The following is a 25,304-nucleotide window of genomic DNA, read 5'->3' as shown; positions in this document are numbered from 1 at the left end:
CCGATACCGAGGTATCGGGGGCCTTTTCGTGGAGCCGCCTGGGGGAATCGAACCCCCGACCTTTTCATTACGAGTGAAGCGCTCTACCGACTGAGCTAAGGCGGCGTGCCTTCCGGCGGTGCGAGTCTATCGTCTCGGGGGCGGATCGCGAAAATCGGTGGTCACGGTCACGCGGAGCGGGCCGCTATCAGGGTCGCGACCATCGCCGCCACCGCGAAGCGGGGCTTCACGTTCGTCTCCAGGGCCTCGCGGCAATCCAGGACCGCCTCGATCGAACGCAGCAGGCCCTCGGGGCGGACATCGCCCGCGAGCTCGCGGATCTGGTCGGCCATATCCGGATGGGTCAGTGTCACACCGGATTTCGAGTCGGCGGTCGCCGCGCCGAACCGGACCGCGAGGGCATCGCGGTACAGGCCCGCGACATCGATGAGCGCGCGGTCCAGGGCGTCGCGGCCGGTGCGGGTCGCGCGGGACTTCTGGCGCTTCTCCAAATCCTTGAGCACACCGACCGAACCGCGGGTCGCCGACGCCGCGCCCTTACCGGTGCCGCCCGCACCGAGCGCGGTCGCGAGGGCTTCGCGCTCCTGCTCGTCGCGGCCGACCGTCAACTGCTTGGCCTCGTCATCGGCCGACTTCACCAGCTCGTCGGCGGCGGTATAGGCGACCCCGGGCCGGGCGGTCGCCGCGACCAGGGCCAGCGCCCGCTTGCGCCGGGACCGGGCATCCTCGTCGGTGGCCAGCCGGCGCGCTCGCGCGACATGACCACCGCTGACGGCCGCCGCCCAGGACGCCTGAGCGGCGGGCAGCCCGTCACGTTCACGCAGCACCCGCGCGATCGCGTCGGCCGACGGCGTCGACAGATGCACGTGCCGGCACCGCGAACGCAGCGTGACCGAGATGTCCTCCGGATCCACCGACGGCGCGCACAGCAGGAACACCGTCCGCGCGGGCGGCTCCTCGACAACCTTGAGCAGCACGTTGCCCGCGCCCTCGGTCAGGCGATCGGCGTCCTCGACCACCACCACCTGCCACCGCCCGGTACTGGGACGGCGGGCGGCGACCTGCACGATCGACCGCATCTCCTTGGTCGTGATGCTCAAACCCTCGGGCACCACCCGCCGCACATCACCGTGCGTACCGGCCATCGTCGTGGTGCAGGCGTGGCAGGTACCGCACCCCGGGTTATCCGGATCGGTGCACTGCAGGGCGGCCGCGAAACACAGCGCCGCCTCGGATCGGCCCGACCCGGGCGGCCCGGTGAACAGCCACGAATGCGTCATCGCCGAGGACGAAACCCCAGCGCCACCGCGCGCGGCCACCGCCGCGACCAACAGATCGGACTCGACCGCGTCCTGGCCCACCAGCCGATCGAAGACTCCTGCCACGCCGTACACCCTACTGTCGGCCCCCGACACCCCGGCTCCCCGCCGGGTGCGGCGCGTCAGGGCATGCGCGAATACGTCGAATTCGCCCCGTCGACCGCCTCGCGGATGATGTCCGCGTGCCCGGCGTGCTGGGAGATCTCCCGCAGGATGTGCAGCAGCACCCAGCGCACCGGCAGCCGCACCGGCTCCGGGGTCCACGGCGCGATCGGCTGCGGCACCGTGTCGTCCAGGGTCGGGAGTTCGCGAATCACCTTCGCGGTGTGCTCGGCGGTCGCCTCCCACTCGGCGAGCAGTCCGGCGACCGTCTCGTCCGCACCCATCTTGTACTCGGAATCCATTGCGGCGAGATCGATTTCGGCGTTCTCGTCGCGCTCGACCAGGATGGTCGTCCAGTGCCGCTCACAGTTGTTGATGTGGTGCAGCAGACCGCCGAGGGTGAGCTCGCTGACCGTGCTGCGCTGCCGGGCCTGCTCCTCGGTCAACCCGCGCAGGGTGATCCGAAAAAGGTCCCGCTCCTCGGCGAGAAACGCGATCAACTGCTCACGCTCGTTGTCGACGGTCATCCGCTGATCCTTCCCCTGGGTGCGTATCGGCCTACACGCTACGGCAGGCCCCCGGCGCACTCCACCGTGATGATCGCCCGCCGGAGCGGGCGATCCGAATCGCGGACTACTGGGAAGCGGATGCCTTCTTGGCGGCCGCGGCCTTGGTCGTGGCGCCGTCGGCCGTCTTCTTGGCGACCTTCTTCGCGGCCGCCTTCTTGACCACCTTGGTGGCCGTCGCCTTGGTTGCGGTCGCCTTGGCAGCCGTCTTCGCGGCGGCCTTCTTGGCCGGGGTCTTCTTCGCAGCCGTCTTCTTCGCGGCGGTCTTCTTGGCCGCCTTCTTCACCGGGCCGCGTGCCCGCCGATCCGCCAGCAGCTCCGAAGCCCTTGCGTCGGTGATGGACTCGACCTCGTCGCCCTTGCGCAGACTCGCGTTGGTCTCGCCGTCGGTGACATACGGGCCGAACCGGCCGTCCTTGATCACCATCGGCTTCTCCGACACCGGATCCACACCCAGCTCGCGCAGCGGCGGCGCGGTCGCGGCCTGACCGCCGCGCCGCTTGGGCTCGGCGTAGATCTTGAGCGCCTCCTCGAGGGTGACCGAGAAGATCTGATCCTCACCGGTCAGCGACCGCGAATCGGTGCCCTTCTTCAGGTACGGGCCGTAACGCCCGTTCTGCGCGGTGATCTCCTCGTTCGAGGCCGGATCCACACCCACCACGCGCGGCAGCGACAGCAGCTTGAGCGCGTCCTCGAGCGTAATGCTCTCCAAATTCATGGATTTGAACAGCGAACCGGTACGCGGCTTCGGCGCTTCGGGCTTCTTCGCGCCCTTCTTGACCTCTACCTCTTCGGCGGGCGCGGGCAGCACCTCGGTCACGTACGGGCCGAAACGTCCTTCCTTGGCGACGATTTCGTGCCCGCTGGCCGGATCCACACCCAGCGAACGACCTTCCTGCGGCGTGGAGAACAGCTTCTCCGCGACCTCGTTGGTCAGCTCGTCCGGCGGCAGATCATCGGGCAGGTTCGCGCGCTGCGAGATCGGATCCCCGTCCGGGTCATCGGGATTGACGATGATCCGCTCGAGATAGGGACCGAACTTGCCGACCCGGACCACGACATCGCGGCCCTCCTCGTCGGCGAAGAGCTTGATCGAGTTGACCTCGCGAGCATCGATGCCGTCGAGCCGCTCGCCGACCATCTTCTTCAGGCCGCCCTCGCGCGCGACCGAACCCTCCGCGCCGATATCGCCGCCGAAGTAGAAGCTGGACAACCAGTTTCCGCGCTGCTCGCGGCCACCGGCGATGGCATCGAGGTCGTCTTCCATGGCCGCGGTGAAGTCGAAGTCCACCAGCCGGCCGAAGTGCGCCTCCAGCAGGCCGATCACCGCGAACGCGACCCAGGACGGCACCAGCGCGCTGCCGCGCTTGTACACGTACCCGCGATCGAGAATCGTCTTGATGATCGAGGAGTAGGTGGAAGGACGGCCGATGCCGAGCTCTTCCAGCGTCTTGATCAGCGAGGCTTCGGTGAATCTCGGCGGCGGATTGGTGGTGTGCCCGTCCGGCGCGAGCTCGACCGCCGTCACACCCTGGCCCTCGGTCAGCACCGGCAGGCGCGATTCGGCGTCGTCGGACTGGCCGCCCGCCTCCTCGTCGACACTCTCCACGTACGCCTTGAGGAAACCGGCGAAGGTGATGGTCCGGCCCGAAGCCGAGAACACGCACTCCTCACCGGAATTCGCGGTACCGGTGACCCGCACGGTCAGCGTGGTGCCGCGCGCGTCCTGCATCTGCGAGGCCACGGTGCGCTGCCAAATGAGTTCGTACAGCCGGAATTCGTCGTTGTCGACGCGGGCGTGCACCTGCCCCGGGGTCATGAACACATCACCCGAGGGGCGAATCGCCTCGTGTGCCTCCTGCGCGTTCTTGACCTTGCGCGTGTACTGGCGCGGCGTCGGGCTCACGTACTCCGCGCCGTACAGCTGGGTGGCCTGCGCCCGGGCGGCCTGGATCGCGGACTCCGACAGCGTCGTGGAGTCGGTTCGCATGTAGGTGATGTAGCCGTTTTCGTACAGCCGCTGCGCGACCCGCATCGTGCGCTCGGAGGTGAAGCGCAGCTTGCGCGCGGCCTCCTGCTGCAACGTCGAGGTCATGAAGGGCGCGTACGGCTTACGGGTGTACGGCTTGGATTCGACCGAGGTGACCGCGAGGTCCACCCCGTGCAGCGACCCGGCCAGCGCCTGCGCGTACGCGGCGTCGAGGACGACCACACCGGGATTCGCGCTGGTCGCGGAGGATTTGAGCTGTCCGTCGGAACCGAAGTCACGGCCGCTGGCCACCCGGGCGCCGTTGACGCTGACCAGGCGGGCGCCGAAGACGCGCGGATTGCTCTCGCCCTGATCGCCGGCGTCGAGCTTGGCCGCGATGTCCCAGTACTCGGCGGAGCGGAACGCCATGCGCTCGCGCTCGCGCTGCACGATGACGCGGGTCGCCACCGACTGCACGCGGCCCGCCGACAACCGCGGCATGACCTTCTTCCACAGCACCGGCGAGACTTCGTAGCCATAGAGCCGATCGAGGATGCGTCTGGTCTCCTGCGCGTCCACCAAATCTTGATCGAGGTCGCGCGTGTCGGCGGCCGCGGCCAGAATGGCCGGTTCGGTGATCTCGTGGAACACCATGCGCCGGACCGGGACCTTCGGCTTCAGTGTTTCGAGCAGATGCCACGCGATGGCCTCGCCCTCGCGGTCGGGGTCGGTGGCGAGGTAGAGCTCGTCGGCGTCGGCCAGCAGGCTCTTGAGCTCCGCGACCTTGGCCTTCTTATCGGGGCTCACGACATAGATGGCCTCGAAGTCGTTGTCGACGTCGACACCGAGCCGGGCCCACTGCATGCCCTTGTATTTGGCGGGCACGTCCGCCGCACCACGCGGCAGGTCCCGGATGTGACCGACCGAGGCCTCGACCACGTAGTCGCGACCCAGGTAGGGCGCGATCTTGCGGGCCTTCGTCGGTGACTCGACGATGACGAGACGACGCAGGGGGCGGCCCTGGTCGGGCGCTGCCTTGGAGTTCGGCACTGCACCGCGGTCTCGTGTTGCCACCGGCGAACACACCTTTCCTGTAGATCCGCGCGGCGCTAGGTGTGCGCGCCGTAAGCGGCTGGGGCAAACGGCTGCGACTACTTATATCGCTGCCAGCAACGTTTATACCCTGTTCAGATGCCGCGCCTTGGTCGCAGCGACGATGTGGCCCCGGGTTGTGATCGAGTGTAATGGGTCCGGATATGGGTCGTCCCCCACCGCCTGGAGGCGATGGGGGACGGAGTACCTGTGGTCTAGAGCTCTAATCAGAGCGCGCGAACACCGGTGGCCTGCGGGCCCTTGGTGCCCTGCCCGACCTCGAACTCGACCTTCTGGTTCTCCTCGAGGGTGCGGAAGCCCGACCCCTGGATCTCGGAGTAGTGGACGAAGACGTCAGCGGAGCCGTCCTCGGGCGCGATGAAGCCGAACCCCTTCTCCGCGTTGAACCACTTCACAGTTCCCTGTGCCATTCTGTTCCTTCTCTTTCCATACCGGAACGGTAGACAAGTAGGTTCGTCCACCGGGTCCGTTGAGACCGCTGTACTCTGTTCCCCCTGCAGGAAAGCCATCAGTACACCGTTCGCAACATCGATCCTGCTTGATGGTTTGGACTTTGGATCCGTTCCCTCGAACACAGAAGCTTGCGACCAGGAACCAGTGAACCATGTCTTCGCTCAATTCAACAGCTGAGTTACCCACAATTTGCAAAAAAGTTGATCTTGCGAATGCGCAGGTGAGGGGCATAATGCCCAAATCCGTACTTGAAGTAGGTTTGCTTCCGGATAACAGAGCGAGCATCCGGCAAACCGCCTGCGAGCCAAGCCGCTACTCGGTAGTGAAATGGCAGGTAGCGCCCGGGACGTACGCACCTTTCGCACCCGAGGTGCGCTCCGGGACGTCCCGGGGATGAATCCGACGGATCCGGCGGGCGCGATGGGCAATTCCAGCGACCCGAGCTATGGGCGATCGTTGCTGAATCGTGTCCTAACCGGGGCGGGTGCCGGCGACCCACGTCTCACTCATGTCGCGGAACTGCCCTCACGTGCGGCTCAGGTCACGAATTGGCCCGAATGGGCCTCGCCCGAGGTGGTTGCCGCGGTGCGCGCCGCCGGGGTCGAAGCACCCTGGTCGCATCAGGCGGAAGCCGCTGACCTGGCCTTTCAGGGCCGGCACGTGGTGGTCTCCACCGGCACCGCCTCCGGGAAGTCGCTGGCCTATCAGCTACCGGTGCTGACGGCGCTGCTGGCCGATCCGCGCGCGACCGCCCTATATATAGCGCCGACCAAAGCGCTCGGCGCCGATCAGCTCCGCATGGTCAATGACCTGACCTGCGAGAATCCACTCCGGGGCATTCATCCCGCGCCCTATGACGGTGATACCCCGCTGGAGATCCGGCAGTGGGTGCGGTCCAACGCCCGCTGGGTCTTCACCAATCCGGACATGCTGCACATCGGCATGCTGCGCTCACATGCACGCTGGGCCAGGCTGCTCCGGCAGCTCACCTACGTCGTGGTCGACGAATGCCACACCTACCGGGGCGTCTTCGGTTCACACGTGGCGCTGGTCCTGCGCAGACTGCGGCGGCTGGCCGCCCGCTACGGGGCGAATCCGGTGTTCGTGCTGTGCTCGGCGACCACCGCCGAACCGGCCGATACGGCCTCGCGGCTCATCGGCGCACCCTGCGTCGCGGTGACCGAGGACGGGTCGCCGCAGGGCTCGCGGACGGTCGCGCTGTGGGAGCCGCCGCTCATCGGCGGCGGCGTGACCGGGGAAAACGGTGCGGCCGTCCGACGTTCGGCCGGTTCCGAGGCGGCCCGGGTGATGGCCGATCTGGTGGCAGAGGGCGCGCGGACGCTCACCTTCGTGCGCTCGCGGGTCGGTGCGGAGTCCATCGCCATGGATACGAGACGCATTTTGGCGGATATAAATGCCGAACTTCCCGGGCGTGTCGCGGCCTACCGCGCGGGGTACCTGGCCGAAGACCGGCGAGCGCTGGAAAACGCCCTGTCAGAGGGGTCTTTGCTGGGCGCCGCCACCACCAACGCCCTCGAACTGGGCGTCGACATCGCCGGGCTCGACGCGGTCGTCGTCGCCGGCTACCCCGGGACGGTGGCCTCGTTCTGGCAGCAGGCCGGGCGCGCCGGGCGGCGGACGCAGGGGTCGCTGGTGCTGCTCATCGCGCGGGACGATCCGCTGGACACCTACCTCGTGCATCATCCGCAGGCACTGCTCGGACGGCCGGTCGAGGCGACCATCACCGACCCGCACAATCCGTACGTACTCGGCCCGCATCTGCTGTGCGCGGCACTGGAACAGCCGCTCACCGATGCCGAGGTACACCACTTCCGGGCCTGGGATCTGCTGTCCGACCTGGCCGCGCGGGGTTTGATCCGGCGCAGGCCGGGGACCGGAAAAGAGGGCACCGCACGCTGGTTCACCACCGCGGACTCCGTGCCGCACGACGAGGTGGACGTGCGCGGCGGCATCGGCGCGGGCATCGCGGTCGTCGACGTGGAGACCGGGCGCATGCTGGGCACCACCGATGCCGGCCGGGCGCCCGCCACCCTGCACGAAGGCGCCGTCCACCTGCATCAGGGCGAGAGTTTCGTGGTCGATGAGCTGGACCTGGAGGAAGGCGTGGCCCTGGTGCGCGCCGAGACGCCGGGCTGGACCACCAGCGCCCGGGCGGTGACCACCATCGACATCGAGGAGATCACCGCCGAACACGAGTACGGGCCGGTCACGACCGCGTTCGCGAAGGTGTTCGTGACCAGGCAGGTCATCGGGTATCTGCGGCGGCTGCCCTCGGGCGAGGTGCTGGACATGATCCCGCTGGAACTGCCCGCGCAGACGCTGCCGACCCGGGCCGTGCTGTACACCGTGACACCGGAACTGCTGGTCAGAGCCGGTATCGATCCCCGGCAGGCCGGGGGTGCGCTGCACGCGGCCGAGCACGCGGCGATCGGGATGCTGCCGCTGGTGGCGACCTGCGACAGGTGGGACATCGGCGGGGTGTCCACCGCCGAGCACGCCGACACCGGACTGCCGACGGTTTTCGTCTACGACGGGCATCCGGGCGGCGCCGGCTTCGCCGAGCGCGGGTTCGCGCGACTGCGGGACTGGCTGTCGGCGACCCTCGCGGCCATCTCGTCCTGCGGGTGCGCGCAGGGCTGCCCGTCCTGCGTCCAGTCCCCGAAGTGCGGAAACGGCAACAATCCGCTGGACAAGGCGGGCGCGGCACGGCTGCTGACCGCGGTGCTGGCCGAGCTGGCCGCAGGTGACGGTCCGACCACCCAACCGTGATCGGACCGTCTCCGGAGCGAGGCCGGAGCATCATCCGACCGATCGGTCCGAGCCCGGGAGCTGGGCGGTATCGGGCGGCAATGCGAGCCCCGGGGGCCGGACCGGGCACGCCGGGGGCCGTAGCCGAATAAAAAGGGATGTGATCCTGTTAACTGAGCGATTGCTCCGTTCGATAATGTCGATCACGCATTTACCTGTGCATTCTTTCCAATCCGACTTCCGGAACGAATTGCAATGCGATCGGCGCCCGCGCTATTCGCCTACCACTTTCATCTAATTTCGACATACACCGACACGCAGTGTGGTCCGCGCCATGCAATTCCTAACCAACCGCTCAGTACGAGATAGTCGACATTGGCGTCCGCTACTCCCTATCGGCGACGGGTCCGGCGCGCGCTTGCGCGCGAACTTCGCGGGTTCCGAGTGGGCCGAGCGCCATTCGCGCTTCGACCACGATGGTCACATCCCACTCGGCCGCCGTGCAGGCCGACAACCGCACGTTCATCCGCCGCGTGATGTCCGCGGCCCGGGCACAGGCCGCCGGGGTCCCCGCGCTCAATTCCGACGCGGCCGCCAGTGCTGCCAGGTCGGCCGCCGACTGCGCGTGGTGCCGGCCCGCGATCGCCACTCCCACCTGCGCCATCAGCAGCGTGAGGGCGAGCAGAGCGAGCAAGGACACACATGCGGCGACGGTCACACCGCCCGCCTCGGAGCGGTGCGCGGGCCGGGATGCCGGCCACCGAGCCCGCGTCCGGCACCGCGCGCCCGCCACACCGGTCATTCGTCCACCTCCCCCGGTTCGCGGGCGGCGACCGCTTCGGCGCGCACCGTGATCGGGAGCAGTGGTGAGCGGGCGCTCACCATCGCGATCACCAGGTCACCGTCCACCCGGACGGTGACCTCCGCGCCCGGGGGCGCGACCCCGCGGGCGACGGGAACGGCCCGCTCGGTGTCGCCGCGGGCGGTGAGCCGGGCGGCTTCCCGCGCGGCGTCGACACAGCGCACCTGCGCGGCGGCCGCCAGCAGGGCGCCCGCGCACAGCACGACCACCGCGACCAGGGCGGTCAGCGCCAACGCGGCCTCCACCGTGGCCATGCCGTGCTCGCCGGTGCTCAGCCGACCGAGGTCTTCAGTGCCTTGTCGATGATCTCGGTCAGCGCGTTCACGATGCTGTCCCCGGTCACGACGCCGTAGAGCACGGCCCCGAAGGCCGCCGCGGCGATCGTCCCGATGGCGTATTCGGCCGTGCTCATGCCGTCCTCGGCGACGGCGAGGCGCAGCAGCCGGTGGCGCAGTTCCCAGCCGAGGTTCCGTGTCGCAGCTCGCATGGTTCTCCCCTTCCTCGTTCCGGCGCGGCGGTTCCGCGCCGGCACAGTCGGTGTTCACAGCAGGCCGCCGCCCAGGACACGGCCCGCCAGGCCGATCACCACCGGCACGATGCCCAGGCAGACGAAGGCGGGCAGGAAGCACAGGCCGAGCGGGCCGCCGATGAGGACGCCCGCTCGTTCGGCGCGCGCGGCGGCCGCGTCCTCGGCCGCCGCGCGCCGCCGCTGCGCCAATTCGGTCACCGCCGTGGCCAATCCGGCGCCCGAGCGCGCGGACCGGCGGGCCATGCGGGCCAGCGCGCCCACCGATTCGTCGGGGCAGCCGGCCGTGGCCTGTTCCCACGCGGTGACCGGATCCGCGCCCAGCGCCAGCAGATCCGCGGCACGGCGCAGGACCGAACCCAGCGGTTCGGGCGCGGTGGGAGCGACCGCCCCGGCGGCGGCAGCGGCGGGCAGCCCGGCGGTGAGGCAGGCCGCGAAAAGGTCCAGCGCGCCCGCTATTTCGAGCGGGTCGACCGGCGCGGACTTCGCCGGACGGGCGGAGCGCTCGCCGGCGAGCATCCGCATCCCACTTCGTCGTCCGGGCTCCGCGGCATTGCGATCGGCGCGAATCCGCAAGGCACGCAGCCGCTGTGCCGGGACCAGGTGACCCGGCACGGTCACCAGCGCGAGAGCGGCGCACAGCAGCGCCGGCGTGAACGCGTTCATCGCAACACCCGCTCGGTGATGGCATCGGTCCAGAGCAGTCCGGCACAGGTGAGCCCGGCGCCCAGTGGCAACAGCCAACTCCCCGCCGCGGTCCCGAACAGCACGCTCAGTGGAGCCGCTCCCATCAACTGCCCCAACCCGATTCCGAGCACCGGCAGCAGCGCCAGCACTCCCGCGGTCGCCCGCGCCCCGGCCAGCGCCGCCCGCGTCCGATCGCGAAATCGCCCGCGCCCCACCAGATCGAGCCGGGTCGCGCCCAGCAGCTCGGCCAGCGCCAGCCCGTGCCGGTCCGCCACCTCCCAGGCCGCCGCGATCCGTGCCAGCTCCGCGGGCACCGCGCTCTCCGCCCGCCGAAATCCCTCCGCCCCGGACCCGCCGAGCCGGCTCCGCGCCGCGCTGACCCCGAACACCCGCCCCACCACCCCGTCGATTTCCTGCGCCGCGACCTCCACCGCCGCGCTCGGGTGCGCCCCGATCCGCAACTCCCCGATCACCGTCTCCAGCCCCTCCAGCACTTTCCCCCGCTCCCGCTCCCGCCGCATCTCCCCCCGCTTCCGCCGCATCCGCACCCCCAAGGTCCCCGCCACCAGCGCCCCGGCCACGAATGCCCCCGGCCCCACCGCGAGCAGCACCACCACCCCCACTCCCCACCCCCCTCGAATCCACCCGCCCCGCACCCCTTTTCGCCCACCCCCGCTCCCCCCGAACACGCCCCCGAACCGCCGCCGCCCACCCGGCCCCGGCAGCACCACCAGCGCCAGCCCCACACACCCCACGGCCAACCCCCACTCCCCAACCTCCGAAACCAACCACCCCACAACCACCACCCCCAACCGAGCCGCCGGTGAGACGACTCCGAGCACCCATGACCACGGACCTCGAATCCACACCCGCTGCTTCGTCGGGCCGCGACCGGCATGAAGGCCATGCGCGAACCGAAACCTCCGACCCCACGCACCCACCGACCCCACGCATCTACCGACCTCTCGCGCCACTGACCTCTAGCGCCCTCTGGCCTCGCTCGTCCTGCACACCCATCTCGTGCCGCTCGATCGATGCCGCGCGTCGATCCACGCGGCACTTCCACCCGGATCGGTGCCGGGGGCGGTGCGGGGCTGGAAGGCCGCCCGATGGGAGTCGCCATAGGGATGCCTGGATTCGGCGACCGAACGCCGTGTCGTTGTTCGCGGAGCGGAGCGTGGAAGGGCTGCCCCGCGGACCGCGGCAGCCGGTGCCCCTCCGAGACCAGGCGACTGTCGCAGCCGGCTCCCTGCGAGACCCGTAGTGGCGAATGACGTGGGTGTAGGAGGTCGATCGAAATCGATCCCGGTCGGGCCGCGTGACACCGAGGCGGCACGCGGACTAGGTACCGGCTTGCCAGCGGTACGGGGATCCGGCACCGTTCGTCCGCGCAGGCGCGGCGACGGGGTTCCATGCGCCCAGCCCGGTCGGTCTCGGTGCCTTCACGTCTCGCCCGTCCCGCGCCGGTCTCGCCGGCTTGGAGGCACACACCCGTCTTCGATCGTCGAGCCGGCGAAGCCGGACCACATCGCGGGGCCACCACGGGCTCACCCAGGACCGAAGTCGTGCGAGGCGAACGGCCCCGGGGCCGAGGGCGGGCGGAGTCATGGTCCGGATTCCCGATCGGGTCGGGGCTTTCGGCAGGGGAAGTGGTCCGGGGCATCGCAGGTGTCGCGGTGCCGGGGGCGTAGCGGGAGAGATCGACGGGGGTTCGGCGGGGAGACGGCCGGATCGCGGGTCGCGGCCGGCGGGTCGTCCGGGGCGGAGACCGAGCCACCCGCGGGGGCATCGGCGAGTTGGTTTGCGGCATCGTGGTTTTCGCAACCCTGCGCTGCGACCGGAGGATTTGGCGTGTAGCCACCGTGACCCGGCTCGTCGGAGTCGACACCGTCGCGCTCGCCCCGTGTGCGGCGGATCTTCCTGTCGGACTCGATGCGATCTCGCGGCCCGGGGTCGCGGGGACCGTGTCGTGGGGCGCTGGAGTCGGTGTGCCGCCCGGGTGCCGACTCGCCTTCCGCGCCGGGATCGAAGCGATGCTGTGCCGCGGGGGCGGCGGGCTCGAGACGGGGAGATCGGAGATGCTCGGGGGCCGGCCCGGTCTGCTGCCCGAACTCGACTTCCCCGACGCACAATTCGATCTCGCCGGGGCGAGGGTGATGACCGGTGGGCCGCTGACGGCGTGCTTGGCCGGCAGGGCGGGGTTCGAGGGGCGGGGGGTGACGATTCGTGGGGAGGTAGGGGATGGGGGTGTCGCAGTCGAGGTGGGGGGCCGGGGGTAGCCCCGGGGGCTGGGTGCGGCGCCATTGGAAGTGCTTGGTGCAGCGCTGGTCTCGGGTGGGGTGGGTCGAATCGGGGTCGGGGGTGGTCATCCGGCGGTCCTTTCATCGAGGAGGGCGGTCAGGGCGGCGGCGGCCGGGGTGGGGCGGGCGTCGGTGGTCCAGGCGGGAACGATGTGGACCCGGCCGTCGGCGGGGGTGATCAGGCCGATTTCGCGGAGGGTGCGCGCGCCGCCGGGGTGGCGGTGGACGTGCAGGACCACCTGGATGGCGGCGGACAGCTGACTGTGCAGCGCCGCCCGGGACATACCGCCCAGGGCGGCAAGGGCTTCCAAGCGCGCGGGGACCTCGCGGGGCGAGTTCGCGTGCACGGTGCCCGCACCGCCGTCATGTCCGGTGTTCAGGGCGGTGAGCAGATCGACGACCTCCGCGCCGCGCACCTCGCCGACGACTATCCGGTCGGGACGCATGCGCAGGGCCTGGCGGACCAGGTCGCGCACCGTCACCTCGCCCGCGGCCTCGACGTTCGGCGGGCGCGCGACGAGCCGGACCACGTGCGGATGCGGCGGGGCCAGTTCGGCGGCGTCCTCCACGCAGATGATGCGTTCGGCGGGATCGACCTCGGCCAGCAGCGCCGACAGCAGCGTGGTTTTTCCCGCACCCGTCCCACCGATGACCAGGAACGCCAGCCGAGCCCGAATGATGCGCCGCAGCAGCGCTTTCGCCTCGGCAGGCACCGCACCCGCGGCGGCCAGCGCGCTCAGGCCCTGGGACGCGGGGCGCAGCACCCGCAGGGACAGGCAGGTGCCGCCGTGCGCGATGGGCGACAGGACCGCGTGCAGGCGGACGCCGAAGGAATTGCCCAGTGCGGCTTCCATTCCGGCGAGCCGGCCGTCGACCCAGGGCTGGGCGTCGTCCAGCCGCCGGCCCGCGGCCAGCGCGAGCCGCTGCGCCAATCTGCGCACGGCCGCCTCGTCGGCGAACCGGACGGACGCGCGGCGCAGGCCGTGACCGCGATCCACCCACACCGCGTCCGGCGCGGTGACGAGCACGTCGGACACCTCCGGATCGTGCAGCAGCGGTTCGAGCGCGCCCGCGCCGGTGAGCTCGGTCTGCAACAACCGCAGCGCACCCAGCAGATCCGTATCACCCAGCACGCCACCGGCTTCCGCTCGAATGGCGGCCGCCACCCGCGCCGGCCCGGGATCCCCCACACCGTCCGCGAGCCGCTCCCGCACCCGATCCAGCAGCTCCGCCGTCACCAGCCCGCTCACCCCCGCTCCCCCGCGTCGCCGTGCCGCGCCGGGGATCGCGTCGCGCCTCGTCGCCGTGCGCCCGAGCCGATGAACCGTGCCCACCGGGCAGCACAGCGCTCCCGCATGCTCGCCCAGCCGAAGAGCACCGCCTCCGCGGCTCGCCACTTCAGGGCCCAGACATCCACCGACCGCAGCCGCGACAGGGCACCGTGCACCCACGCCGCCACACCGGCCGGGCACACTGCCGCCGCGACTCCGCGCATCAGCTGCCGGGCATCCAACGTGGGCAGCACCCGAACGCCGCGGTGCACCCACGCCGCCACACCGGCCATCCCCACTACCACTGCGGCTCTTCGCATCAACCGATCGACATCCACCGAGGGCGACAGCGCCGCGCACACCGTGCGCCGCTCCACCGTCGGCATCGACCTGCGCGATCCCGCCCAGGTCGTCGCCCGCGCCGACGACGTCACCGGCCCCCGAGCGCCGCGGTGTGCACGGGCCGCCACACAGGCGAGGCCCAATGCCGCCGCAGCTCCTGTCAACTGCCGGGCATCCGGCGATGGCAGCCGCCGCACGGCGCACTTCGTCCGCGCGGCGATGCCGGACAGACCCAATACCGTTGCGGCTCTGAACATCAGCCGACGATCCTGCGCCGGACACGATCGCCACTCGGCTGCCTGTACCCGCCCCGCCGATGATCGCAGCCAACGCACCGCGGCGTGCACCCACTCCCGGACCACCGCGAGACCCACCGCCGGTGCGCCGTTCCACGTCAGCTCCCCCGCACCGATGGCCGGAACCCGGTGCATGGCAGCGCATCCCGGGGTGTCCGGGGCGATGGAGCGCAACGCCCCGAGGATGCTGTGCTGCCGCCGTCCGACCCCGAGCGACCGCAGCAGACCGATGACGGCCCGCCGCAACGCGCGGCTCAGCGCGACGACCCGGGCGAACGATGTCGGCGGGAGTTCCCGGGGGTGGTGCAGCTCCAGGACACTCGGCTGGGGCGGCGGGCCGGACTCTCGTATCCAGTTCGACAGCTCGTCGGCCGCGGCCGCCGGAACGGGGCCGGGAACCGCGGGACGCGGCGGAGCCGGGAGGTCTCCGGGAAAGCGGCGCCGGGAACGGTCGCGGAGTTCCGGGCGTTCGGCGATGCTGTTCCACCACGCGGGGGTGGTGGTGACCGCGGCGTGCCGGGCGCGGCGGGTGGAACGGGAAGGGCGCTGCATCAGTGAGCTCCTGTCTGGTGGAGGGCATCGCTTGCGTCGGGGCGCACGGGCGTTCGCGCGGCCGGATCCGCGCGCGCACTCGGAACCGCGGGCGTACGGGCGCGGCGGTCGGGGCGCTCGAGCGCAGCGAGCACTGATTCGGCGGCCAGGCGCAGCGGCCCGCGGCGGCGCAGCGTGAGACCCGTGGATTCCAGGCGGCCCGCCAACCCGGGTTGCGGTGGAACCGCCACCAGGAGCGGCAGTTCCAGTGCCCGCGCCATCTCGCCGGCGCGGAGCCCGCCGGGTGCGGGACCGCGAACCACCAAGGACACCTGGGGATTTCGCGCGGTGAGATGTGCGCCGACGGCTTCGGCGGCCGCGGTGGCGCGCAAGCGGGCCGGGACGAGCAGGATCACCAGATCGGCCGTGTCGAGGATGTGGTCGGCGTGCGGGCCGCGCTCGGTGGAGAGATCGCAGACCACGAGATCGCCCGCGGCGCGCCCGGCTTCCACCACCGCGCGCACGGCGGCGGGCGCGAGTTCGACTGCGGGCGTTGCTCTTCCGCACGAGAGCACGGCCGCGCCCGCGGCGCCCGGTAGCGCCTCGTGCAGCGCGGCGGCCGACACCCGGCCGTTCTCGATCACCAGATCGGGCCAGCGGAGGCCGGGGGTTCGCTCCAGCCCGAGCAGCAGATCCAGCCCGCCGCCGAAGGGCGCGGCATCCACCAGCAGGGTGCGGCCATGCTGCCGCACGGCGGCTGCCAGTGCGACCGCCGCCGCCAGGGTGGACGCGCCCGCGCCGCCGCAGGCTCCGGCGACCGCGATGACCGCACCGTCCCCCGGACCACGCGCGTCGTGTGCCGCGAACGCGGCGATGAGCGCGTCCGCCGCCCGCGGTAGCGAGAGGACCTGTTCGGCACCGACTTCGGTGGCCGCCTGCCATTCCGGCAAACCCGGCTCATCGGCGCTCACCAGGAGAATTCCGGGTCGGCGGGGGCAGCCGGCGGCCGTGCAGCTACGCGCGGCCGCCGCGTCCAGCACGATGACCGAGGCGGCGCTCCAGGCGTGCCGGGCCGGCGGTCCGCCGGGTTCGTCGAGCGGGTGATCGGCCGCGGCCGCGATGCGGCGCACCTCGTCCCGCAGGCGAGCGCCGGAGACGAGCGCCAGGGCCCGGGGCGGAACAGCGGTTCGAGAGTTCATGCAGGTCAGCGTCGCTCGGCGAGCACGTCGCCGAAAGTGCCGAAACCCGGAATGTGGATAACACGCGGCCTGTGGACAAAATCCGAGCCGGAACGACCTGTCCGGAAATAGAGGACGGCCCCAGCCGGGGGGGGAGGAGGCTGGGGCCGTCGGGTTCAGCCCCGGGGGGTCGGGCTGAACGCTACCTGGAACAAGTCCAGGTATCTGCGATACTACACCCAAGCCCCGTCCCGTTTGCAAGTCCGGCGGGCGAGTCTTTTTCCCGCCGTCACGGCCCGGCTTTCGACTGGCAAACTCCGGCAAACGCGGCGTGGACCGGGTCGCCGCACCGGCTCGTCACCCGGGAAACCTATTGTGGACCCCGTGACAGCCGAACGCGGACGAGTCGCCGCCTTCTTCGACCTCGACAAGACGGTGATCGCCAGGTCGAGCGCCTTCGTGTTCAGCAAGCCGCTGATGGATCAGGGCCTGCTCAGCAGGCGCGCGGTGCTGGAGAGCAGCTACGCGCACTTCCTGTTCCTGCTCTCGGGCGCGGACCACGATCAGATGGAACGCATGCGCGAGAACCTGCAGCGCATGTGCGCCGGCTGGGATGTGGACCAGGTGCGCGCGGTGGTGGCCGAGACCCTGCACGACATCGTGGATCCGCTCATCTACGCCGAAGCGGCGGATCTCATTGCCGACCACCACATTCGAGGCCACGACGTGATCATCGTCTCGGCCTCGGGCGCGGAGGTGGTGGCGCCGATCGCCGCCGCGCTGGGCGCCGATCACTACGCGGCCACCCGCATGGTGGTCGAAAACAACAGGTACACAGGCGAAGTCGAGTTCTACTGCTACGGCGAGGGCAAGGTGGAGGCCATCGAAAGCCTTTCCGCCGCATACGGATACGACCTGTCGCGCAGCTACGCCTACTCGGATTCGGTGACCGACGTCCCGATGCTGAGCGCGGTCGGGCACGCCACCGCGGTGAATCCGGATCGCGGATTGCGCCGCGAGGCCGTCGCGCGCGGCTGGCCGATCCTCACCTTCTCCAACCCGGTGTCGCTGTGGGCGCGCATTCCGCAGCCGTCCACCACGACGGTCGCGGCCAGCGTGGCGGTGGGCCTGAGCGCGGTCGCGGCCGGCGCGCTGACCTATCGACTGCTGCGCGGACGGCGCTGACCGGCGGGTCGAATGTGCCCCGAGGGCTTGATGTGAGGGCCGTCACAGAGTAACAATGGACGCACGGAAGGACGGAAGGCCAAGGTCGGATCGGAAGAGAAGGTCCGGACTCCCATCCCACCCTTCCCAGCACGGACACCAGGCACCCACGCGGAGCACGCCGCGACAAGGGCACGAGTAGTTGTGGGCCTGCGTTATCCGCGGTTCCTGTGGCAACGGCCTCGCACCGGCGGGGATGAGCCACATCGGAGCCCGGAGAGCTCGCCGAGGCCGGAACACAACCCGAACAGCACGCTTGGTAACCAGGCGCTCCGTGCTAGCGGGCGGTGAGGTCGCAATCGCGACTACGCCGCCCGCTTCGATGTGCGCACCCGCTCGTCCGAATACGTGGACCCACCCACTTCGATGTGCGCAGCCACCCGCTCCGAGCCCGCGTGCCCCTCTGCCCCGCGCTCACGCACACCGCCCCACATCACTTGCGCGCCACTCATACCCCTGGCGCACACCCGCATTCGCGCGATTCCGCGCTCCCGCTGCCGCGTGGCTAAGCGTCAACCCGGCTGACCCCGGGGATCACGATTTCGCGGCGATGGCCGAGTCGGCGATCGATTTGGCTTCGCGCGCACCGTCTTCGAGCGCGCCGCAGACGAAGATCACCCAGCCACCCACCCCGTCCGCGGTGCCCATGCCGAAGCCGGCGGCCGCGTCCAGGTACGCCTGGCGACGCCGCAACCAGAACACTTCGGGCACGCCGAGGCTGTGCGGGTCAAGGCCGGTGGACACCGCGACGAGCCGGGACGCGGCCCGCGCGACGATGCCGTCGCCGTCGCCGAAGGGCCGCAGGGACAGCAGTTCGCCGTGCACGACGGCGGCGATCACCGGCGCGGGCGCCTTGGTGACCTGGATGGTCTGCACCAGCTGATCGAGTCGTTCGGCCACGCCGCGCACATCGCGGGGCCGGCCCAGGGTCTGCTTGTCCTGCACCATGTCGGCGGCGGCCAGCAGATGCAGCCGGGCCAGGGCCTGCAGCGGCGCGCGTTCCCACACCCGGACCAGCGACTGCAGCGGCTCGCCGTCCAGTGCCTGGCCCACCCGCAGCGCGCCCGCGAGGATGGGGTCCTCGACATTGCCGTCGGCGGGCAGCTCGATGGTGCCGCCCTCGATGGCGGCCGAGGACCGGGCGGCGCGCACCGCGGCCTCGGCGGCGGTGGTCGGCCAGCCGCGCCGGTTCGCCTGGTGCCGATGCACGAAGGCCAGCGCGTCCCGGGCCTTGTCGGCGGCCTCGAGCACACCGGGCAGATCGACGAGGGGCTGCAGCGGATCGGTCACGAAAGACGAGGCTACTGCCGCCCGCACTGTGACCTGCCCCCGCCTCCGCCGCCCCGCGGACCCCCGGCCCGCACGCGGGCCGGCCGCCCTGCACGACCGGATTGAGGCCTATCAGCCCACCGGCAGGTCGCGCCCGGGGATCGCCTCGAGGAGGCGGCGGGTGTACTCGGAAGTGGGATTGTCGAAAACGGCTGCGGTGGGGGCGGATTCGACGACCCGGCCCTGCTGCATCACCACTACGTCGTCGGCGATCTGGCGGACCACGGCCAGGTCGTGGGTGATGAACAGGTAGGACAGGCCCAGCTCGGCCTGGAGTTCGTTGAGCAGGTTCAGGATCTGGGCCTGGACCAGGACGTCGAGCGCAGAGACGGCTTCGTCGCAGATGACCAGGTCGGGTTCGAGGGCGAGGGCGCGGGCGATGGCCACGCGCTGGCGCTGGCCGCCGGACAGCTCGCCCGGGTAGCGGTCGGCGACGCTCGACGGCAGGGCGACCAGTTCGAGAAGTTCGCGCACGCGGGCGATGCGGGTACCCCGGTCCCCGATCTTGTGGGTGCGCAGCGGCTCCTCGATGGTGCGGTGGATGGAGTAGGTGGGATCCAGGGAGCCGTAGGGGTTCTGGAAGACCGGCTGGACACGGCGGCGGAAGGCGCGCGAGTTCTCGGCGAGCTGCCGTTTCAGGTCGACGCCGTCGAAAGTGACCGTGCCGGACGTGGGTTCGAGCAGCCCCAGCGTCAGCTGGGCGACGGTGGTCTTGCCGGAGCCGGATTCGCCGACGAGCGCCGTGGTGGTGCCGCGCCGGACCCGGAAGGAGACATCCTGTGCCGCAGCGTGTTCGGTGTGCTTCCAGGGCACCGAACCGCGCACGCGGTAGCGCTTGGTGAGCCGGTCGGCCACCAGGATGTCCGCGGGCACCTCCCCGTCGGTCACCGCGTCGGCGACGTCCACGGCGAGTTCGCGAACGGCGGCGCGCTCGCGGACCGCCGACACCCGCTGGACGGCCAGCGACGGCGCGGCCTCGACCAGCCTGCGCGTGTACTCGTGCCGCGGATCGCGCAGGATCTCCAGGGCCGGACCGGATTCCACCACCCGCCCGCGATACATGACCACCAGGTGCTCGGCCCGCTCGGCGGCCAGTCCCAGGTCGTGGGTGATGAGCAGGACCGCGGTTCCCAATTCGCGGGTGAGCCCGCCGATGTGGTCCAGGATCTGCCGCTGCACGGTGACGTCCAGCGCGGAGGTGGGCTCGTCCGCGATGAGGAGTTTGGGGCGCGCGGACAACCCGATCGCGATGAGCGCGCGCTGGCGCATCCCGCCGGAGAACTCGTGCGGATACTGGTCGATGCGGCGTTCGGCGTCCGGAATCCCGGCTTCGGCCAGCAGTTCGATGGCGCGCTGCCGGGCGGCGCGACCGTGCGCGACGCCGTTGGCGACCAGCGCCTCCCCGATCTGGAAACCGATCTTCCACACCGGGTCGAGGTTGGACATGGGGTCCTGCGGCACGAATCCGATGCCGTTGCCGCGCACCGCGACCAGCTGCCGCTCGGAGGCCGCGGTCAGCTCCTGCCCGTCGAACACGATGCTGCCCGATTCGACTCGCCCGGCCCCGGGCAGCAGTCCGATGATCGCGTGCGCGGTGGTGGATTTCCCGGATCCGGACTCGCCGACGATGGCCACGGTCTGCCCGGGGTACACCGTCAGATTCACCCCGCGCACCGCCTCGACCCGCCGGTCGCCTTCGCCGAAACAGATGTGCAGGTCCCGTATTTCGAGCAGCGGGGCGGTCATCGGCGCTCCTTCGGGTCGAGCGCGTCGCGCAGGGCGTCGCCGAGCATGATGAAGCCGAGCACGGTCAGCGCGAGCGCGGTGGCCGGATAGAACAGGATGAGCGAGCCCGCGCGCAGCTGCCGCTGCCCGGCGGCGATGTCCGCGCCCCAGGAGACCTCGGTGGGCGGCAGGCCCACGCCCAGGAACGACAGCGTGGCCTCGGTGACGATGAAGACGCCCAGCCAGATGGTGGTGACCACGATGACCGGCCCGAGCGCGTTGGGGATCACGTGCCGCAGCAGCACGCGGAAACGGCCGACCCCGAGCGCGGTCGCGGCCTGCACGTAGTCGTTGCCCTTGGCGGCCAGGACCGAGCCGCGGGCGATGCGGGCCACCTGCGGCCAGGTGAAGGCGGCCAGGATGGCGATGACCATCCAGATGGTGCGCTGTTCGGCCAGCTGCATGATGACGATGGCGGCGAGCATGAGCGGCACGGCGTATACGATCTCCGCGATGCGGGAGATGATCGAATCCAGCGGTCCCCCATAGAATCCCGCGAGCGCGCCGAGCGTGCCGCCGATGCCGAGGAACACAGCGGTGGCCCCGATGCCGGTGAGCACCGAGGCGCGGGCGCCGTAGATCGTGCGGGCGTAGATGTCGCAGCCCTGCAGGTCGTAGCCGAACCAGTGGTCGCGCGAGGGCGGGGCGAGGCTGAAGTCGACGACGCAGTAGCGCGGGTCCTGGCCGGTGAACAGTCCGGGGAAGACCGCGATGAGCAGGACCAGCAGGATCAGGCCGGCGGCCACCAGGAACAGCGGCCGCCTGCGCAGCGACCGCCAGGCCGTTCCCCAGAATCCCGCGGGCGCGCCGGCCGCGGTGTCGACCCGGTCGGTGGCGACCACCTCGACGTCCTCGGGCGGCGCGACCCAGCGTTCCTGCCCGGGCCGGGGTTCGCCCGCCGCCGCGGTCTTCTCGAACATCGGGGGCTCCTGTTCAGGCATAGCGAATCCGCGGGTCGAGGGCGGCGTAGAGCAGGTCCACGATCAGGTTGGTGAGCAGGAAGACGATGATCAGCGCGGTCACGAAGGAGACCACGGTGGGCGCTTCCCCGCGCACGACGGCCTGGTAGAGGGTGCCGCCGACGCCGGGGATGTTGAAGATGCCCTCGGTGACGATGGCCCCGCCCATGAGCGCGCCCAGGTCCGCGCCCAGGAAGGTGACCACGGGGATGAGCGAGTTTCGCAGGATGTGCCCGACGACGACCTGCCGCCGGCCCAGCCCCTTGGCGGTCGCGGTGCGCACGAAGTCGGCGTCCTTGTTCTCGGCGACCGCGTTGCGGGTCAGGCGCAGCACGTAGGCGAACGAGAGCGAGCCCAGCACCAGCGCGGGCACGATCAGCCGGGGCAGGCTCACATCCGAGCCCACGGTGACCGGCGCGATATGCCATTTCACGCCGAACAGGAACTGGGCGAGGAAGCCGACCACGAAGATCGGCATGGCGATGACGACGAGGCTGACCACCAGCATGGTGGAGTCGAACCACCCGCCGCGGCGCAGCCCGGCGATCACGCCGAACACGATGCCGAACACGGCCTCGAAGAACACCGCGAGCAGCGCGAGCCGGAACGTGATCGGGAAGGCGTGCGCCAGGACGTCTTTCACCGGCCGACCGGAATACGAGGTGCCGAGGTCGAGGGTGAAGATGCCCTTCAGATAGTGCGCGTACTGCTGCCAGAAGCCCCGATCGAGCCCGTATTGCTCGCGCAGCTGCGCTTCCAGGGCGGGGGTGAGGGTGCGCTGTCCGGCCAGCGCGGTCACCGAACCGCCGCTGACCTTCCAGATCAGGTAGTAGACGAGCAGGGTCGCGCCGAAGAAGACGGGGATCATCTGCAGCAGCCGCCGCACTATGTACCAGGCCACGCGTTTCCTTTCCTCGGTGCGGCACAACCGTTCTCGGCGCCGGGTGAGTCCACTGCCCCGGCAACTCCCCCGCCGGTCATCGCAGTTCGAGGTTCTCGTAGTCGGGCAGTCCGTTCCACGCCATGGTCGCCCCGGTGAGCCGTTTGGAGTACCCGGCGGAGTTGATGTAGTCGAAGACCGGGATGGCGGGCAGGTCCCGCAGCAGCAGCGACTGCGCCTGCCCGGCGAGCCGCCAGGATTCGGGTTCGGTGGCGGCGGCTTCGGCGGCCGCTATGAGCCGGTCGAACTCGGGGTTCCGGTAGTCGATGTCGTTGCTCTCGGAGGTGGACAGGAAGCTGGGTTCGAGGAACTGCAGCATGGTGGGGTAGTCGCCCTGCCAGCCGAATCGGAACGCCTTGCCGACGGTGCGGGCCACCACCTGATCGCGCAGCTGTTTGAAGGTCGGGTACGCGGCGCCGACCGCGTCGATGCCCAGGGTGTTGCGAATGCTGTTGGCCATGGCGTCGATCCAGGACTGGTGGCCGCCGTCGGCGTTGTACGCGATCTCGAATCGCCCGCCCCAGGGCGCGATCTCGTCGGCGCGGGCCCAGAGGCGGCGGGCCTGGTCGGGGTTGTAGTCCAGGTTCGCCGAGTTGGGCAGGTCCGGGTCGAAGCCCGGCAGGGCCCGGGAGGTGAAGTCGCGCGCGGGAATTCGCGTGCCCCGGAAGATCTTCTCGCCGATCTGCGCCCGGTCGATGGCCATGGAGATGGCCTGGCGGCGCAGGCGGCCCTCCTCACCGGTGAAGTGCGGGAGGTTGCCCTGCATGCCGATCCACTGCGCCTGCGCGGTCGGTCCCTCGATGGCCCGGTCGCCCAGATCCTTCCGGTACACCGCGATGGCGCTGTCCGGGATGGTGTCGAGCAGATCCAGATTATCGGCCAGCAGATCGGAGTAGGCGGCGTCGAAGTTGGAGTAGAACACGAAGGTCAGGCCCTCGTTGCGCGGCGGGCGGCCGCCCCGGTAGCTCTCGTTGGGCACCAGGGTGAGCTGGACGTCGTGTTGCCAGGCGTCCGCGGCGGCGAACCGGTAGGGGCCGTTGCCGACGGGGTGCTGCCCGAACGCCTTCATGTCCGCGTAGGCGCTCGCGGGCAGCGGATAGAACGGTGCGTAGGCCAGCCGGGTGCGGAAGTCGATGGTGGGCGCGATCAGATCGACCGTGAAGGTGAGGTCGTCGATGATCTTCAGACCCGACATGGTCTGCGCGCGTGGCGGATCCGCCTGCACGTCGGCGAAGCCCACGATGGGCCCGTAGGTGTAGCTCTGCAGCTGGGCGTTGGTGACGAGCGCGCCGTAGTTCCAGGCGTCCACGAAAGACCGTGCCGTGACCCGGGATCCGTCGCTGAAGGTCCATCCGTCGTGCAGTCGGATGACGAAGTGCTGCTGATCGGTGGTCTCGATGCGCTCGGCGACCTCGTCGTGCAGGACGCCGCGATTGTCGATGTAGCGCAGGCCCGCGAAGAGCCGGTCCACGATCCGCCCGCCGCCGTTCTCGTTCGTGTTCGACGGGATCAGCGAGTTCTGCGGTTCGGAGCCGTTGACGGCGATGGTGTCGCCGTAGACCGGTGCGACCGCGCCGCCGGACAGGGCGATCGCGAGCAGCGCGAGTACCGCGACCAGTACCACCGCGGCCTGGCGGGCCGCCGAATACCTCAGGTCCACGAGCGCCCCGTTCGTTCATGAAATCCGCGTTCATGATTCGTGCATGAGAACCCAGCAAAGCTAGGTGCAGACCCTAGCCCGCGGCGGCGCACTCCGCAGGAGACCGGGCCGCCCTGGCCGAAAACCCCGGCTCGGCGCGCCCGCCGGGAGTGAATGTCCTCACCTTCCGGCGAGTGGGATCGGAGGGGATCGGCGGTCCCGGCGCACGTCACACTCCGATACTGTCGAACGTGGCCGCGGTCACCCCGGGGCAAGTATTTCCTGCACAGCAGGGCACGCGAGGGAAGAAGAGACGAGATGACCGAAACCACCGCCGATCACCCGGACGTCTATCCGCCGAGTGCCGAGTTCGCCGCCGCGGCCAACGCCGACGGCGCGCTCTACGAGCGGGCCGCCGCGGATCGCGAGGGCTTCTGGGCCGAACAGGCCGGCCGTCTGCACTGGGCCGAGCCGTGGACGCGGGTCCTGGACTGGGACGACGCGCCCTTCGCCAAGTGGTTCGTCGGCGGCAAGCTGAACGTCGCCTACAACTGTGTGGACCGGCACGTGCTGGACGGGCACGGCGAGCAGGTCGCCATCCACTGGGAGGGCGAGCCCGGCGATTCGCGCGACATCACCTACGCGGATCTGCTGGCCGAGGTGTCGCGGGCCGCCAACTACCTCACCGAGCTGGGTCTGACCGCCGGTGACCGGGTCGCCATCTACATGCCCATGGTCCCCGAGGCCATCGTGTCCATGCTGGCGTGCGCGCGGCTGGGTCTGACGCATTCGGTCGTCTTCGCGGGCTTCTCCCCCGGCGCGTTGCGCCAGCGGGTCGACGACGCCGCCGCGCGACTGGTCATCACCACCGACGGGCAGTGGCGGCGCGGTAAGGCCGCGCCGTTGAAGGAAGCCGTGGATGAGGCTCTGGCCGAGGGTGATTCGACCGTCGAGCACGTACTCGTGGTGCGGCGCACCGGGATCGAGACGCCGTGGACGCAGGGCCGGGATCTGTGGTGGGACGAGACCGTCGCACACGCGTCGCCCGAGCACGAGGCGCAGGCGTTCGATGCCGAGCACCCGCTGTTCATCCTGTACACCTCCGGCACGACCGGTAAGCCCAAGGGCATCCTGCACACCTCGG

General features: G+C 70.5%; 20 protein-coding genes and 1 tRNA gene. 3 read left to right on the top strand and 18 right to left on the bottom strand.

Annotated features, from left to right (window positions below; all coding sequences use genetic code 11):
- Window positions 1-29: 29 nt before the first annotated feature.
- The 5 genes from ABZ319_RS33750 to ABZ319_RS33730 form a co-directional block, all read right to left on the bottom strand.
- Window positions 30-105 (bottom strand) — tRNA-Thr (locus ABZ319_RS33750).
- Between the two features lie 62 nt (window positions 106-167).
- Window positions 168-1,385 carry a DNA polymerase III subunit delta' gene (locus ABZ319_RS33745; protein ID WP_354990607.1) on the bottom strand — a complete coding sequence of 406 codons (1,218 nt, stop codon included), beginning with the start codon at window positions 1,383-1,385 and terminating at the stop codon, window positions 168-170.
- A gap of 56 nt (window positions 1,386-1,441) precedes the next feature.
- Window positions 1,442-1,948: a DinB family protein gene (locus ABZ319_RS33740; RefSeq protein WP_354990606.1), complete on the bottom strand. Its 507-nt coding sequence runs from the start codon at window positions 1,946-1,948 to the stop codon at window positions 1,442-1,444.
- Between the two features lie 106 nt (window positions 1,949-2,054).
- Window positions 2,055-5,006 (bottom strand): type I DNA topoisomerase, encoded by a 2,952-nt coding sequence (gene topA / locus ABZ319_RS33735; RefSeq protein ID WP_354990609.1) that lies wholly within the window; start codon window positions 5,004-5,006, stop codon window positions 2,055-2,057.
- Between the two features lie 269 nt (window positions 5,007-5,275).
- A complete protein-coding gene (locus ABZ319_RS33730; RefSeq protein ID WP_029925108.1) occupies window positions 5,276-5,479 on the bottom strand; it encodes a cold-shock protein in 204 nt (67 codons plus the stop codon).
- A 463-nt stretch (window positions 5,480-5,942) separates the two neighbouring features.
- Here ABZ319_RS33730 and ABZ319_RS33725 point away from each other — a divergent pair, with 463 nt between their 5' ends.
- Window positions 5,943-8,312: a DEAD/DEAH box helicase gene (locus ABZ319_RS33725; protein WP_354990608.1), complete on the top strand. Its 2,370-nt coding sequence runs from the start codon at window positions 5,943-5,945 to the stop codon at window positions 8,310-8,312.
- A gap of 364 nt (window positions 8,313-8,676) precedes the next feature.
- On the opposite strand, the gene ABZ319_RS33720 is transcribed toward ABZ319_RS33725, so the two are convergent.
- The 8 genes from ABZ319_RS33720 to ssd form a co-directional block, all read right to left on the bottom strand.
- Window positions 8,677-9,009, bottom strand: coding sequence for an Rv3654c family TadE-like protein (locus tag ABZ319_RS33720; RefSeq protein ID WP_354990605.1), 333 nt, complete (start codon window positions 9,007-9,009; stop codon window positions 8,677-8,679).
- Window positions 9,010-9,089: 80 nt separating this feature from the next.
- Window positions 9,090-9,407, bottom strand: coding sequence for a TadE family type IV pilus minor pilin (locus ABZ319_RS33715; protein WP_354990604.1), 318 nt, complete (start codon window positions 9,405-9,407; stop codon window positions 9,090-9,092).
- A gap of 17 nt (window positions 9,408-9,424) precedes the next feature.
- A complete protein-coding gene (locus ABZ319_RS33710) occupies window positions 9,425-9,640 on the bottom strand; it encodes a DUF4244 domain-containing protein (protein WP_354990603.1) in 216 nt (71 codons plus the stop codon).
- 54 nt (window positions 9,641-9,694) lie between these two features.
- Window positions 9,695-10,345 (bottom strand): type II secretion system F family protein, encoded by a 651-nt coding sequence (locus tag ABZ319_RS33705; RefSeq protein ID WP_354990602.1) that lies wholly within the window; start codon window positions 10,343-10,345, stop codon window positions 9,695-9,697.
- On the bottom strand, window positions 10,342-10,989 hold the full coding sequence (locus tag ABZ319_RS33700) for a type II secretion system F family protein (protein WP_354990601.1): 648 nt from the start codon (window positions 10,987-10,989) through the stop codon (window positions 10,342-10,344). Before ABZ319_RS33700 ends, ABZ319_RS33705 begins: the two co-directional genes overlap by 4 nt.
- 1,742 nt (window positions 10,990-12,731) lie before the next feature.
- Window positions 12,732-13,916: a TadA family conjugal transfer-associated ATPase gene (locus ABZ319_RS33695; RefSeq protein ID WP_354990600.1), complete on the bottom strand. Its 1,185-nt coding sequence runs from the start codon at window positions 13,914-13,916 to the stop codon at window positions 12,732-12,734.
- Complete coding sequence (locus ABZ319_RS33690) at window positions 13,913-15,127, bottom strand: hypothetical protein (RefSeq protein ID WP_354990599.1); 1,215 nt, start codon at window positions 15,125-15,127, stop codon at window positions 13,913-13,915. Before ABZ319_RS33690 ends, ABZ319_RS33695 begins: the two co-directional genes overlap by 4 nt.
- The gene (gene ssd, locus ABZ319_RS33685; protein ID WP_354990598.1) at window positions 15,127-16,305 is read right to left on the bottom strand and encodes a septum site-determining protein Ssd; all 1,179 of its coding nucleotides are present in this window, start codon (window positions 16,303-16,305) and stop codon (window positions 15,127-15,129) included. The genes ABZ319_RS33690 and ssd overlap by 1 nt, the downstream gene beginning before the upstream one ends.
- Before the next feature lie 363 nt (window positions 16,306-16,668).
- Here ssd and ABZ319_RS33680 point away from each other — a divergent pair, with 363 nt between their 5' ends.
- Window positions 16,669-17,469, top strand: a complete 801-nt coding sequence (locus ABZ319_RS33680; RefSeq protein ID WP_354990597.1) for an HAD-IB family hydrolase — start codon at window positions 16,669-16,671, stop codon at window positions 17,467-17,469.
- Window positions 17,470-18,042: 573 nt separating this feature from the next.
- Here ABZ319_RS33680 and ABZ319_RS33675 read toward each other — a convergent pair.
- The 5 genes from ABZ319_RS33675 to ABZ319_RS33655 all read right to left on the bottom strand — a co-directional run bounded on the left by ABZ319_RS33675 (window position 18,043) and on the right by ABZ319_RS33655 (window position 24,181).
- Window positions 18,043-18,798 (bottom strand): oxidoreductase, encoded by a 756-nt coding sequence (locus tag ABZ319_RS33675; RefSeq protein ID WP_354990596.1) that lies wholly within the window; start codon window positions 18,796-18,798, stop codon window positions 18,043-18,045.
- A 111-nt stretch (window positions 18,799-18,909) separates the two neighbouring features.
- Complete coding sequence (locus ABZ319_RS33670) at window positions 18,910-20,583, bottom strand: ABC transporter ATP-binding protein (RefSeq protein ID WP_354990595.1); 1,674 nt, start codon at window positions 20,581-20,583, stop codon at window positions 18,910-18,912.
- The gene (locus tag ABZ319_RS33665; protein WP_354990594.1) at window positions 20,580-21,542 is read right to left on the bottom strand and encodes an ABC transporter permease; all 963 of its coding nucleotides are present in this window, start codon (window positions 21,540-21,542) and stop codon (window positions 20,580-20,582) included. Before ABZ319_RS33665 ends, ABZ319_RS33670 begins: the two co-directional genes overlap by 4 nt.
- Before the next feature lie 13 nt (window positions 21,543-21,555).
- Window positions 21,556-22,482: an ABC transporter permease gene (locus tag ABZ319_RS33660; RefSeq protein WP_354990593.1), complete on the bottom strand. Its 927-nt coding sequence runs from the start codon at window positions 22,480-22,482 to the stop codon at window positions 21,556-21,558.
- Between the two features lie 76 nt (window positions 22,483-22,558).
- Window positions 22,559-24,181, bottom strand: a complete 1,623-nt coding sequence (locus tag ABZ319_RS33655; protein WP_354990592.1) for an ABC transporter substrate-binding protein — start codon at window positions 24,179-24,181, stop codon at window positions 22,559-22,561.
- Window positions 24,182-24,478: 297 nt separating this feature from the next.
- On the opposite strand from ABZ319_RS33655, the gene ABZ319_RS33650 reads away from it, so the two are divergent.
- Window positions 24,479-25,304, top strand: an 826-nt coding sequence (locus tag ABZ319_RS33650; RefSeq protein WP_354990591.1) for an AMP-binding protein, incomplete at its 3' end; no start/stop codon positions are given.

Source organism: Nocardia sp. NPDC005978 (genome assembly GCF_040614455.1).
Taxonomy (GTDB): Bacteria; Actinomycetota; Actinomycetes; order Mycobacteriales; family Mycobacteriaceae; genus Nocardia.
This window is presented reverse-complemented; position numbering and strand designations above follow the sequence as displayed.